Here is a 13,159-nt window from a genome sequence, read left to right as displayed (position 1 = left end):
GCGTGTAGCGATGCTGCGTAGCGGGCAAAGGCGGTTCTCTAGTCCACACCGCTACCCGACGCACCCGGACCGCGGAGGACTCCATCATCCGCATCACCGTCGCGCGACAGCAGGACCACATCGGCGCCGCGTATCACCCGGAAACCGACCGAACGGGCCAGCCCGTCGAGCCAGCGGTCCACGCCGCCCAGCTCCCACCGGCCCGTCACTTTCATGTCGGCGAATGCAGGATCCTGCAGTTGCACGGGCACACGGGAGTAACGGTTGAGATCGGCGATGACATTGGCCAGCCGTTCGCCCTGGTAGACCACCGTGCCACCGCGCCAGGCCGTGGACAGTTCCGCATTGACCGGGCGTGGCGGCGCCAGCCCCCCCGCAACCCGGTAATCGACACGCTGCCCGGCCGTCGCTTCGAAACCGCCGGTGTCGCCGCCTGCCTGCGACGCTTCACCGACCTGCACACGTCCCTGCAGCACGGTGACCGCCACATCGCCGTCGGCTCGGTGCCCCACGGCGAAACGCGTGCCCAGAACCCGGGTCTGCACCGGCCCGGCGCTGACGAAGAACGGCCGTTCCGGTGCATGGGCGACATCGAAGAAGGCGGTGCCGCGTTGCAACTCCACGTTGCGCCGATCGTCCGCGTAGCGGACGACGACCTCGGTGCCGGCATCCAGATCGAGCGTGGACCCGTCGTCCAGTGCGATATGGCGTCGCTCTCCGATCTCCGTCGCATAACGCAGCGCCGGCGCGTCCTGCGGCCGCAACAGGTGCACCGCGCCTGCCACGATGGCCAGCGATGCCGCCAGACCCACAGCCCAGCGCAGGGCACGCGGTCGGCGCGATCGCGGGCGTGCGGCGGGGGGCGCGGGACGCGGCGCAGGCTCGACACGCCCGTCGCGCGCACGCTGCAGGCTGCCGGAATCCAGCCCGCCTGCGGCGTCCCACAAGGCACCCACCTCTTCGAACGCCGCAGCATGCTCCGGGGCGGCGGCGATCCAGTGGCCGAATGCAATGAGCTCACTCTCGGGCAGATCATCGTCCTGGAGTCGCACCAGCCACTCGCTGGCCTCGCGCACCACAACGCGGCGCCGTGGCGCAGTCGTGTCAGTCATCGGATCCCTCCCATCCCTCGGTCGTGCCTTCCAGGCGAAGCTGGCAATGCGCCAGCGCTCGTGCAACGTGAATTCGGATCATGCGTTCGGTCAGTTGGAGGCGCAGGCCGGCTTCGGCGAAGCTGAGCTGCTCCACCCGGACCAGGCGGAACGCCTCGGCGCAATTGAAAGGAAGTTCCGCCAGCAGCGCCGGCAGCCGCGCCATCGCCTGCGCCGCGCCGGCCGCCCGCTCGGGACTGGCCGCGGGATCGGCATGAAACTCCAGTACGTCCGGCATGCTGCGCTCGGTATAGGCACGCCGGCGCAGCAGGTCGGTCGCCAGATTCTGGGCGATGCGGAACAGATAGGCACGGTGGAAGCCGATGGCCGCATCGGGCCCCAGGCTCAGCAGCTTGGCGTAGGCCTCCTGGGCCACGTCGCGGGCGTCGTCGTAGGACCGCAGCCGTACCTGCAGCATCCGCACCAGTGACTGGTTGAACGCGCGCACCAGATGCTCGGCATCGCCCCGCTGCTGCGGGCTGCCGGGCGGATCGGTGTGGACGGCGGGATCGTCTTGATCGTGCATGGTGTCTGGGACGAACAGGAGGTCCGAAAGTGAAATCCCCGGACCCGCGCATCGTGTCACGTTGGGCGGCCGCTCAGGTTGGCGGAGCGACACGGGCAACCCGGGAGCGGCCTGCCCCGATCCCCTTCCCCACTGCCCGGAATCGGCCTGTGATCAAGCCGCGTCCGCCGTGACTGACACTGCAGGCGCGAAGCTTTGATTGACAGACTGTCTGGCCGGCCCGACGCTCATCGACATGACATTCGATATCGACGCGCTCAGCCTCCGCGAGCTCGATGCACTGCTGGCCGCCGCCGAACGCCGCAAGACGGTGCTCTCCACCCGTCGTCCTGCCGCCCTCGTCCGCGCAGAACTGATCGCGTTCGCCCACGCCCAGGGCTATGCGATCGAAGAACTCGTCGATGCCGGAGACCCAGCGCATGCCGGCAAGCCCGCCAGGAACAGGCCGCCGAAGAAACAGAAGCGGGCCAAGGTCCCGGCGAAGTATCGCGACCCCGAAAACAGACGGAACACGTGGTCCGGTCGCGGCCGCATGCCGCGCTGGCTTGCGGACAAGACGAAACGGGGTCAGAGCGCCGCGGACTTCCTCATTCCCGGCCTCGCCCGGCCCACCGCGAAGAAGAGCAGCGCGATCGGCCAGCGGTCCGTCTACAAGCAAGGCTGAGCCGACGCCCGATAGTCGACCCGGTTACCAGCGCAGATTGAAATGCGCGACCGTCGCGTAATCGCGTTCTACCGTTCCGTGGACACCGACGCGCGCCATCGACTGGAGCACGGCGTCCAGATCCGCATCCGTCAGATCCGTGACATGAAGACTCCAGCTGAGGTGCCGGACGCCACTCCCGGTCCGCTGCCGGATCACCGTCTTCAGTTCTTTCACCAGCGTCCCCACGCTCTTGTGCCCCGGAGCCTGCGCCCTTCCCTGTGGCGTCGAAACTGGCGACTCACTCACATCAGTGCCTCCGCAATGATCCGCTGGAATCGTAGTGCAGGGCTGTCGACACGCTGTCGACGACAGCTGCAGCGATGCAGCAGGCGCAGGAGCGAATCACAGCGAACGGAGTGAGGATCATAAGCGGTTACGGGTCTCGTTCTTCCAGGCAGCTCGACGGCGGAACCGAGCCTGGAGAGCGGACTTCACCCCGCCAAGCCAGGCGCACGAAGGCTTGCAGTTGCGTGGTCGATTCCGCTGATGCCGCGGGATCGAACCGGCTGATCCGTCTGCCTCCGCCATCTGATCCGGGATCATCGAGAAAGCGGATTCTCCTGGGGTACGGTGTGGCGATCCAGCGGCCCGCCAGCTGACCACGACTGCACACCGCATCCTTCATCCGCAAGCAACGCGACGGGGTTTATCACCGGAACCCCGCCGCCAGGTGATCCCCGACATGGCCAATCCGAAGAGGGCATCCATCGTTCTGCTGGTCGACGACGACACGCATCTGGCGACGCTGACGGGCGCGTGGCTCGAGCACCACGGCATCACGGTCGACTTTGCGACGAACGGGGCTGACGCTGTCCGACTGGCGGCGGATCAGCAGTTCGACGCCATCGTGCTGGACGTGAAAATGCCGGACATGAGCGGGATATCGGTCTGCGAAGTGCTGCGCAGCACATCCAATCCGACCACGCCGATCATCATGCTGACCGCTTCCGGCAGCCTCGAGGCAACGATGGAAGGTCTGTCTGCGGGCGCTGATGACTACCTCGTCAAACCCTTCTTTCCCGAAGAACTGGTGGCCAGAATCCAGGTGCTGTTGCGGCGGAGCCGGAGCGAAGTCGCGCCCCAGCAGATCCAGCTGGACGATGTGCGTGTCGACCCGCTGACCGGGTCGGCCACGCGCGGTGACCGGACGATCAACGTGCTGCCGACAGGCCTCGCAATCCTCAATATCCTGATGCGCGCGCATCCGCGCTTCGTTGCGCGCGAGGATCTGCAACGCCGGATCTGGGGCGTCAGCATGCCGGACTCCGATCCGCTGCGCAGTCACCTCTACCAGCTGCGACGGGCGTTGAATGCCGGCTTCGAAGAGGAACTGATCGAGACGATTCCCGGCGTCGGTCTCCGGTTCCGGAAACCCCGACCCGGCGAAGAGATCTCGCCACACCGGGGCTGAAAGTACTCGCGACCGGATCACCAAGGGACGTCGGACATCTGCTCTTTGTCTGGAATTGTGCCGCAATGCGCGGCCTGTAATGCCGCGGCACCCGAGGATCGATCCGGCAGCCCTGATGGGTGGAGTGACTTTCGATCCACGGCCATCACCGACCGGATCGCACACAGATGGAAAGTCAGTCGAGAATCCCGGGGCGACCCCGTAAAGGAGCGGGCCTCAGCGTGTTACCGTCGAGTGCAGGAGGATCGGAACGATGGTCGCCAACAACCCGGTTTCCGAAGTTCTGATTGTCGATGACGATGCGAACTTCGCCGCCTCTGCCGCTGAACTTGCGCGTGCCGAAGGCTATTTCCCACGCCTGGCGAGATCGGTGGCCGAAGGGCGGATCGAACTGGACGCGCGCTCGGATCTGCTCCTGCTCGATCTGCGGTTGCCGGATGGCTCGGGCCTTGATTTGCTGCCGTCGATCGATCCCGCGCGGCACGGCCGCGTTGCGATCCTGACGGGAAATCCGAGTGTCGAAACGGCGGCACATGCGGTGGGTGGGCTGGTCAACGATTACCTGATCAAACCGTTCGACCCTGCCCGGTTCATTTCACTGTTGCGGGAGTCGCGCAACACATCGCGTCCTGCCGTCATACCCGGCGGCGAACCCATACCCGGCGTCATCGCATCCAGTGCGGTGATGCGCGAGTCGACGCGCCTGGCCCGCGCGCTGGCGGCGACGGATGCCTCGATTCTGCTGACGGGCGAGCCCGCGACCGGCAAAGCCCTGTTCGCGCGCGCCATCCATGCGATGAGCGGTTGCACCGGCTCCTTCGTCACGCTCGACTGCGGCTCGATGCCTGCGCAGATGCTGGCGGACAGCCTCCTGGGCGGTGGTACGCATCGATGGGCTGACGGAAGACCGGACGCGATGGGCGCGATCGATCGCGCCGCTGGCGGCACGTTGTTCCTCGCGGATCTGCCCGAGATGCCGCTTGAACTGCAGAGTTACCTCCTGCGCCTGCTGGAGAATGACGAGGCCCGTGGTGGGTCCAACCGAAGCGGACCTGCACCACGCGTCATCGCCTCGACGCGGCTTGATGTCCAGGCTGCGCTTGCGGACAAGCGTCTCCGGGAAGATCTCTACTACCGGATCGCGGATGTGCACATTCCGCTTCCGCCGCTGCGCCAGCGGGGCGATGACATCGTGTTGCTCGCGCGACGCATGACCCAGGCGTTCAACCTGCGCTACGACCTCGACAAACGCCTGTCATCGCAGAGCATCCGCAATCTGCTCGAGCACACCTGGCCGGGCAACGTCAGGGAGCTGCACAGTGCGGTCCATCGCGCTTACCTGCTGTCGGCGGGCGATGAGATTCTGGTGGTGACCGAAGCGCGGCGGATCCCGCCACCGGTCGAGACCCGCAACACGGTGGCGTTCACGCTGGGTACGCCGTGGTCGGAGATGGAGCGGCGCATGCTGCTGAAGGCACTGGCGCACTGCGACAACGACAAGACTGCGGCCGCACGCCTGCTGGGCGTCAGCGTGCGCACGATCCACAACCATCTTTCACGGATGCGGGACGATGTCCGAAGCTGACGGCGGCGACTCGCCCGATGCCGTCTGGCAGCACGATCTTCGCAATGCGGTGAACGCCGCAATGCTGGCAGTCGCATCCGGAAAATATCTGCTGGCAGCTGGCGAGCATGCGCGCGCCATGGAATCGATGGGCCGCGCCGATGTGGCGTTGCGCCGCATCTTCGTGTTGCTGGACGCGCCCCCTGTGGCGAGCATCGAGGCCCATGGCGACAGCTCGCCGGGCTGATTGACCTGCCCGCCATGGGCGCTCCGCAATAAGGCCGCACGACATCCGATGCGGAACCGGAAAGCGCCGCTCTGCAGTGCCCCGCGGATGCACGGCGGTCCAGGGCGCGACGCGCGCCTCCACGTACACGCCAGGTGCCGCGACACCCACGCCGCGCTCCAGCTCTGTCGGGATCGAGCGTGCGCTGCCCTCCCCCAGCGGCCCGGAGCTCTCGAAGTACGTCAGGTCGCGTAGACGACGCAGGAGGCGCGGCCCTCCCCCGGCATCGCAGTGACGCCTGTCACGAGGACACAGTGACAGGGTCAGACGAGGCATCGATTTTCGTGGGCACATGACACGCGGCCGCGCACCTTCAACCCGGCCGTGAAAAAGTTGCAGGGCACCCGGTGCAGATCTGCGCTTTTCGGACAATACGTCGAGATTTCAGGGGGTTCGCGCGCCTATGATCCGCGTCGACAGCGATGCGGTCAGTCCTTTCATCAACCCGGAAGGGCCGTCGAAACGACAAGGACAGGAGTTCCGATTCCCGGGCCGCTCGGGAACGTCATGCAGCCGGCGCGCAGGAGGCGCTCGTGGCCTGATCATCGGAGAGCGCCATGCCCCAGACATACGACTGGCTTGAAGACATCCCGTTCTGGGAGAGGACGCCGGTGGGTCACGAGTCGAGAATGTTCTCGCTGGAGGACTTCCTGGTACGCAGCAACCGGCCCGGGGATCGCGCCTGGTTCGCGCACTTCAAGCGCTGGAGCAGCGCGAGGCAGGCAAGCCGTTTCGAACGCTATGACGCGCGCTCGATGGGGACCGTCTGCGGTGTCGAGATGGTGCTGATCCTGCGGGAGCCCTTCAGCACCGCCTGGAACTGACGGCTGCGCGGAACGCATCGAGCCGCAATGCGTCGTCCTTCCAGGACACGAAAGCGCAATGATCGCCGACGTTGCGTGTTCCGCAACGCCGGCATCACCCTACTTCCAGAAGCTCTCCAGGATGTCGCGCAGTCGTACCAGCGACACGGGCTTGGACAGGTGCGCGTCGAATCCCGCCGCTTGGGTCCTCGAAACGTCGGCAGCCGTGCCGTAGCCGCTGATCGCGACGCTGCGGAACGCATTCCCCGGGCGCAGCTCCCGCGCGCGACGCATGAACTCGAGGCCGGAGATCGCGCCCATGCTGATATCCGACAGCACGACGTCGTACTCCCGCTCCGAAAGCAGACGAAGCGCGTCGACCGGATCCGGCACGGCGTCGACCTGCGCGCCGTCCAGTTCCAGCACCTGGGCGAGGGACGTCATGGATTCCACATCGTCGTCCACCATCAGGATGCGTTTCGGAAGCGGTGTGGCCGGCGCCTCCGGACCAGTCGGTTCCTCGTGCCCGGTTCGTGTCAGCGGGAACCAGACGGTAAACGTCGACCCCAGGCCTTTGCCCGGCGATGCCGCGCGGACGCGTCCGCCATGTGCTTCGACAAGCTCGCGGACCAGTGCCAGGCCGATCCCCAGCCCGGCGTGGGACGAGGTGTAGGCAGGGCCGATCTCGTCCTGACTGAACAACTCGAAGATGTGGGGCAGGAATTCCTCCGAAATGCCGATGCCCGTGTCGGCGATCTCGAGACGGGCTTCGTCCGCCTCGGCCGTCACCGAGATGCGGATCCCGCCGCCCTTTGGCGTGAACTTCCTGGCATTGCTCAACAGGTTCCAGACCACCTGCTCCAGACGCACCGGGTCGCCATCGCAGATCACCGCGCCTGCCACCTCGGTCACCAGCGTGATGCCATTGCGTGCCGCGTCCGGAATCGCGGCCTTGCCGAGCACTTCGACGATCTCGCCCAGGTCTGTCGGCTGGCGTCGAAGCTGCAGCTTGCCCGTGTTGATGCGCGACAAGTCGAGCAGGTCGTTGACGATGGTTTCCTGCGCCGCCACCGCACGGATCAACGTGCCGCCGATCTTTTGCACGGCATCCAGCGATCTGCACTCGGGCAAGCGGACCAGCAGCTCGGCATTGACCTGGATCAGGTTCAGCGGCTGCTTGAGCTCGTGTGACATCACGGCCAGGAAGCGGTCCTTGAGTTCCGCGCTGGCCTTAAGCTCGGCGGCGACCCGGCGCGCGGTTTCAATGGACGCATCCTGGTTCACTTCGCGGATCTTCGATTCGGACACGTCGCGTGCCAGCGTGACGAAGCCGCGACCGGTGCCCGTATGCAGCGGTGTCGTGACGCCGCTGCAGAAGAACGTCGTGCCGTCGCGGCGCAGCTGCCAGCGCTCGTCCGCCGCGCGGCCTTCCAGCAGCGCCATTCTGCGTTCCTGGTCGGGCACGCCCTGCGCCCGGTCCTCGGTCGTGAAGAGCTGGTCGATGGTCTGACCCAGGATCTGCGCCGATGTGTAGCCGAACGTGGCTTCCGCGCCCTCGTTCCAGGTGGTGATGGTGCCGCTTTCGTCGGTGCTGATGACGGCGAAATCCCGGCTTGCCGAGATCGCATCGCGCAGGCGCTCTTCGGTCACGGTCACGCGATGTTCCGCGCGGCGCAGCTCGGTCACGTCGACGAACGTCAGCACGGCGCCGCCGATCTTGTTCTGGCTCGTGCGGTAGGGCTGGATGCGCGCCAGGTAATGGCGTTCGTCATCGCTCGCGACACTGCGCTCGATGGGCACCAGCTTCTCGAAGGCAGCCGTTGCGTCTTCGACGATGCTGTCGTAACGCAGCCGGTTCTTGACGTCCATCAGCGGTCGGCCGATGTCCGTGGCGATCAGCGAGAACAGCTTCCGCGCCTGGGGCGTGAAGCGCTTGACCCGCATGCCCGGATCGACGAACACGGTCGCGATTTCGGACGCTTCCATGAGGTTGCGCAGATCGTCGTTGTGGCGTTCCGCTTCGTCGACCTTGAGCCGCAGTTCGTAGTTCACGGTGGTCAGCTCTTCGTTGACCGACTGCAGTTCTTCCTTGCTGGTCTCGAGTTCCTCCTTCGCGGACCGGAGCTCTTCGTTGATCGCCTGCAGTTCCTCGTTCGAGGCCTTGAGTTCTTCGTTCGACACCGCCGAGCGGTCGAGCGTGTCCTGCAGATGCGTCTTGAGCGAGCGGTTCTCTTCTTCCAGGCGCTGTACGCTCTCTTCGAACGCCGCGCTGTCGGAGGCGGTCGAATCGGGCAGATACGACGCCGACTCCGCCTGTTCGTCGAAGAGCACCAGCCAGAACGTCTCGCCGGTGTCGGGATTGCCGATCGGCTGGACGGACAGCTTCATCACGGATCGCTGTCCGCTTGCGTCTGCGGCACGACGGAATGTGCTCTGGACGCGCGTTTGCGCTTCGCCTGCGCGGAAGAACGCGGTGCGCAGCTCCAGCCGGATATCCGCTGCCACATTGTTGAGCAGGTTGCGCGACGGAATCCCTTCGCCGAAGGCGATGTAGCGCCCGGCGCCGGGGGAAACGCGTTCGATGTAGAGCTCACCGTTGACCAGCACGCTCGGGGGCGAAGCTGCCGCCAGTGCAAGCTCGTGCATGGCCGCGAGCGGCTTGTCGCGACCGTGCGCGCCGGCACGCTCGATCGGCACCAGAGGCGCGGCAGGCGCAGGTTCGACGTCGATCACAGGCGTCGGAAAGCGTGCCCGCACGTGGCTCGCGCCGCCGGCGCGCAGCCGGTAGATGCGGTGCTCCTTGCTGACCGGCTCGAAGGCGCCTTCGGATGCGTCGATGGATTCGGCGTTGCCCAGGAACAGATACCCGCCCGGCTTCAATGCGTACGCGAACATCTCCAGCACGATCGCCTGCGCGCTGCGATCCAGATAGATCAGCAGGTTGCGGCAGCAGATCAGATCCAGCCGGGAGAACGGCGGATCGCCCAGCACGTTGTGCCGGGCGAAGACGACGAGTTCGCGGATCGCCTGGCGGACGCGGTAGCCGCCGCCGTCCTCGCGCTCGAAGTAGCCGAGCAGGCGCGGCTCGGAGATGTCGGCCACCACGTTGGCCGGATAGCTGCCCAGCCGCGCCGCGCCGAGCGCCGCTTCGTTGATGTCGGACGCGAAGATCTGGATCCGTGGCGGGTTGTGCATCCGGTCCGCGTATTCCTGCAGCAGGATCGCGACCGAATAGCTCTCCTCGCCCGACGCGCAGGCCGGGATCCAGATCCGCGCCTCGTCGCCCGGGGCCACGCGATTCATGATGTCCGGCACGATGCTCTGGTCGAGCGCCTCGAACGCCTGCTGGTCCCGGAAGAAGCTGGTGACGCTGATGAGCATGTCGGCCAGCAGCAGCGGCATTTCGTCGGGGTGATCGCGCAGGTAGTCGCGGTACCCGGCCAGGTCCTGCAGGCCGTGCACCTGTACGCGACGTTCGAGACGCCGCAGGACCGTCGCCCGCTTGTAATGGCGGAAGTCATGGCGCATGCGGATGCGCAAGGCGACAAGGATGTCCTGGAACGCGCGTTCCGGCGATTCGCGTTCCTCCAGGGCCCGGTCGGGAGGCTCGACCGCAGGCAACCGCGCAGGCCGGGGGTATGCGGCCAGGTCGATCAGGCGGCTTCCGATCTGCGCCGCGGTCAGCACGAGATCCACCGCATCGGTGTCGATCGCGGCGCGCGGCATGTCGTCGTACTCGGCGTCCTCGGGATGTTGCGCGATCGTGAGCCCGCCGCATTCCTTGATGTGCGACAGCCCGAGCGAGCCGTCGCGGCCGGTGCCCGACAGCACGATCCCGACCGAGTTCTCGCGATGCACTTCGCCCAGGGTGCGGAAGTACAGATCGATCACCGTGGACGGGCGTCCGGTATCACCGACGGACGGCTGCACATGACCGTCTTCGGTGATCAGGTTCATGCCCGGCGCGATGACGTAGACATGGCCGGCTTCCAGACGCGTCCGCTCGACGACCTGCGTGACGGTCAGGGGCGTCGCGTGCTGCAGCACTTCCGCCGCGCTGCTTTCGTGGTCCGGTGACAGGTGCAGCACGACAACGATGGCGACCGCCGCATCGCCGCCCAGCGTATCGAGCAACGCCAGCACGGCGGGGAGCGCACCCGCCGAGCCCCCGATACCGACGATCAGCGGACTGGGACCGGCGTTGCCATCACTCGGGCCCGGCGGCAGCGCATCGCCCGGGTCATTCGCGTCTAGGTGCATCGGAAACTCACTGTCAGGCCGGCAGGCAGCGCGTACCGTCATCGTTCGTAAACGAGCCGGACGACGCTGTCGTTCATGGAATCAGCATGCAAGATACCAGCCGGATCATCGTGATCGGCGCTTCGGCCGGGGGCGTCGAGGCGCTGCTGCGCGTCGTGCCCGATCTGTCGCCCACGATGGCTGCGCCCATCCTGCTCGTGCTGCACATCGGCGCGCATCGCAGTCAGCTTGCGGAACTGCTCGATGCCCGGGGCCCGCTGCGCGCGGTCACCGCGGAACATGGCGCCCGTCCGCAGCCGGGCACGATCCACATCGCCCCGCCGGACATGCATCTGCTGCTCGAAGGCGGCCGGATGCGGCTGCTTCACGGCCCCAAGGAGCATCACGCGCGCCCGGCCATCGATCCCCTCTTCCGCTCCGCCGCCCTGGACTGCGGATCGCGTGTCGTAGGCGTGGTCATGACCGGATCGATGGACGATGGCACCGCAGGCCTGCGCGCCATCAAGGCCTGTGGCGGAACGACAGTCGTGCAGGATCCTGCCGACGCCGCGGAACCGGGCATGCCGCAGAGCGCACTCGCCAACGTCGAGGTGGATCACGTGCTGCGGCTGGATGCGCTTGCCGGTGCACTCGATGCGCTGTCCCGTCCGCTCGACACCGTGCTGCGGACCACGGCGCCGGACTGGCTGCAGGCCGAACACGCGATCAGCCTCGGGCACTCCGACATGCAGAGACCGGCAGCGATCCCGTCCGCCGCTGGACAGACGTGTCCCGACTGCGGCGGCGCGATGTTCGAACTGGAGATCGGCAGTCGCGACAACGGCCCTCCGGGATCGCGTCCGGACTACGGCGCGCATTGCTGCGCGGCCTTCGTCATCGATCCCGGCGGCCATCGCATCGCAGCGACGATCGCCACGCCGACGTCCGGATGACGGACGCCCCGCCTCCCGTGCGAAACAGGTGCCAGCGGGTGATGGAGCGCACTGGAGTCGTCCGGCGCAGGGGCGCGCGTTCGGGGATCAGCCCCCGCCGGCGTTCGCCCGGATCCGCAGCGCATGAACCCGACGGAAAATAGCGGTCCAAAGCGACTCCGCCGTCACCTCGCCGGGAGGACGTTGACCGCGCGGTGATTCCATCGCGCAGGAGTAGATGATGGCAAACGACCAGAAAGACACCAAGAAGCCGCAGCAGAAATCGGGCGCCGGCACGTCCGGCGGCAAGACGTCGGACAAGGACAGCGGCAAGTCCTCCGGCGGACAGAGCGGCAAGGGCTCCTCTTCCAAGAAGTGATCCCCGCCGGTCCGGAAACGGGAACGGCGCCGATGGCGCCGTTCTTCGTTCGAGTCACCTTGGAGACGCGGACGGCTGTCCGCGCCGATGGATCACAGGCGGCGCGGTGTACGCGCGGCGATCGTGGCGTCGCCGGTGAACAGCGACACCAGCTGCCACAGGGCGGACACGCCGACCAGGATGTAGACCGCGCGCGCAAGCGGCGCGTCCTGCCCCCCGAATATCGCCGCGACCAGGTCGAACTGCACGAGGCCGACGAGGCCCCAGTTGATGCCGCCGATGATGACGAGCACGAGTGTCACGAGATTGAGGGTTTTCATGGGTTGTCCTGGGCCCCGGAACGGGGTGACCTGGACGCTGGCAGCGCACGCGTGACGCGCGGGCGATTCGGCGCCGGAAGCTTCGACCGGCCGCCCCCCTGCTCCGTCAGCTGCAGCGACGGGTCCGGCATGAGACCTCACCGGGGCTCAGGCGTGATTCCCGATTCGGCACGCCCACTCCGTGATGACACCGGCCAGTGCCACGGGGTCCTCGAGCGGAATCAGATGTCCCGATCCCGCCACGATCCGCAGATCCGCATTCGGAATCGCACTGGCGATCTCCTGCGACTCCTCGATCGAGCGCAGCCGGTCCTGCTCCGCGGCGATGACCAGCGTGGGACATGCGATGACGCCGAGTGGCACATGGCGCCTGTCGAGCCCGGACTGCCAGACGAACGCGTCGTGACCCAGACGTACGCTCATTGCGTGGACACGCTCGATCAGGGACGCGTCGTCCGCATGCACCGCACTCAGGGACCGCTCGATCGCACCGCGGCTGAGCCCCTTGAAGATGACGCGGTCGGCGAGGTGTGCCGGCTGCACGACAGGCGCGCTTTCGCGCGCCGACGTGGCGACCAGCATCAGGGCCTGCACCAGTCGAGGATGGGCGGCGGCGAGCGCGCGGGCGACGTAGCCGCCCATCGAGAACCCGAGGACCATCGCCGATCCGTCCAGCTGTTTGGCAACCGCATCGGCCACCTCGTGCACGGTGCGACCGCGCGGCAGCGTGATGCGCTGGACGGTCCAGTCGGCAGGCAGCAGCGGCACGAAGTCGTCCCACAGCGCGTCGTCGAGCATGAAGCCGGGCAACAGCGCGAGTGTTGTCGTCTGCGTACTCACGC

General features: G+C 66.8%; 13 protein-coding genes. 7 read left to right on the top strand and 6 right to left on the bottom strand.

Annotated elements, in window-relative coordinates; genetic code table 11:
- Positions 1-38: 38 nt before the first annotated feature.
- The gene (locus tag AC3A4E_RS09465; protein WP_487631234.1) at positions 39-1,112 is read right to left on the bottom strand and encodes a FecR family protein; all 1,074 of its coding nucleotides are present in this window, start codon (positions 1,110-1,112) and stop codon (positions 39-41) included.
- Positions 1,105-1,770, bottom strand: a complete 666-nt coding sequence (locus AC3A4E_RS09460) for an RNA polymerase sigma factor (protein ID WP_487631233.1) — start codon at positions 1,768-1,770, stop codon at positions 1,105-1,107. The genes AC3A4E_RS09465 and AC3A4E_RS09460 overlap by 8 nt, the downstream gene beginning before the upstream one ends.
- Positions 1,771-1,912: 142 nt before the next feature.
- Here AC3A4E_RS09460 and AC3A4E_RS09455 point away from each other — a divergent pair, with 142 nt between their 5' ends.
- On the top strand, positions 1,913-2,341 hold the full coding sequence (locus AC3A4E_RS09455) for an H-NS histone family protein (protein WP_487631232.1): 429 nt from the start codon (positions 1,913-1,915) through the stop codon (positions 2,339-2,341).
- 24 nt (positions 2,342-2,365) lie between these two features.
- On the opposite strand, the gene AC3A4E_RS09450 is transcribed toward AC3A4E_RS09455, so the two are convergent.
- Positions 2,366-2,557: a hypothetical protein gene (locus AC3A4E_RS09450; protein WP_487631231.1), complete on the bottom strand. Its 192-nt coding sequence runs from the start codon at positions 2,555-2,557 to the stop codon at positions 2,366-2,368.
- Positions 2,558-3,065: 508 nt separating this feature from the next.
- Between AC3A4E_RS09450 and AC3A4E_RS09445 the strand changes: the two genes are divergently transcribed.
- The 4 genes from AC3A4E_RS09445 (at position 3,066) to AC3A4E_RS09430 (ending at position 6,468) form a co-directional block, all read left to right on the top strand.
- Positions 3,066-3,794, top strand: coding sequence for a response regulator transcription factor (locus tag AC3A4E_RS09445; protein WP_487631230.1), 729 nt, complete (start codon positions 3,066-3,068; stop codon positions 3,792-3,794).
- Positions 3,795-4,047: 253 nt separating this feature from the next.
- Positions 4,048-5,379: a sigma-54-dependent transcriptional regulator gene (locus AC3A4E_RS09440; protein ID WP_487631229.1), complete on the top strand. Its 1,332-nt coding sequence runs from the start codon at positions 4,048-4,050 to the stop codon at positions 5,377-5,379.
- Complete coding sequence (locus AC3A4E_RS09435) at positions 5,366-5,605, top strand: hypothetical protein (protein ID WP_487631228.1); 240 nt, start codon at positions 5,366-5,368, stop codon at positions 5,603-5,605. The genes AC3A4E_RS09440 and AC3A4E_RS09435 overlap by 14 nt, the downstream gene beginning before the upstream one ends.
- A gap of 596 nt (positions 5,606-6,201) precedes the next feature.
- The gene (locus AC3A4E_RS09430) at positions 6,202-6,468 is read left to right on the top strand and encodes a hypothetical protein (RefSeq protein WP_487631227.1); all 267 of its coding nucleotides are present in this window, start codon (positions 6,202-6,204) and stop codon (positions 6,466-6,468) included.
- Positions 6,469-6,567: 99 nt separating this feature from the next.
- Here AC3A4E_RS09430 and AC3A4E_RS09425 read toward each other — a convergent pair whose 3' ends face one another.
- Entirely contained in the window at positions 6,568-10,707 is a 4,140-nt protein-coding gene (locus tag AC3A4E_RS09425; RefSeq protein ID WP_487631226.1) for a CheR family methyltransferase, read from the bottom strand.
- 86 nt (positions 10,708-10,793) lie between these two features.
- Here AC3A4E_RS09425 and AC3A4E_RS09420 point away from each other — a divergent pair, with 86 nt between their 5' ends.
- Both AC3A4E_RS09420 and AC3A4E_RS09415 read left to right on the top strand, forming a co-directional pair.
- Positions 10,794-11,639: a chemotaxis protein CheB gene (locus AC3A4E_RS09420; protein WP_487631225.1), complete on the top strand. Its 846-nt coding sequence runs from the start codon at positions 10,794-10,796 to the stop codon at positions 11,637-11,639.
- Positions 11,640-11,859: 220 nt separating this feature from the next.
- Positions 11,860-11,997: a hypothetical protein gene (locus AC3A4E_RS09415; RefSeq protein WP_487631224.1), complete on the top strand. Its 138-nt coding sequence runs from the start codon at positions 11,860-11,862 to the stop codon at positions 11,995-11,997.
- Positions 11,998-12,089: 92 nt separating this feature from the next.
- Here AC3A4E_RS09415 and AC3A4E_RS09410 read toward each other — a convergent pair whose 3' ends face one another.
- Positions 12,090-12,317, bottom strand: coding sequence for a DUF378 domain-containing protein (locus AC3A4E_RS09410; protein ID WP_487631223.1), 228 nt, complete (start codon positions 12,315-12,317; stop codon positions 12,090-12,092).
- A 147-nt stretch (positions 12,318-12,464) separates the two neighbouring features.
- The gene (locus AC3A4E_RS09405) at positions 12,465-13,157 is read right to left on the bottom strand and encodes an alpha/beta fold hydrolase (RefSeq protein WP_487631222.1); all 693 of its coding nucleotides are present in this window, start codon (positions 13,155-13,157) and stop codon (positions 12,465-12,467) included.
- Positions 13,158-13,159 lie beyond the last annotated feature (2 nt).

The organism is Luteimonas sp. Soil_N_1, assembly GCF_057656255.1.
Note: the sequence above shows the minus strand (reverse complement) of the source record. Positions and strands in the feature narration are given on the sequence as shown.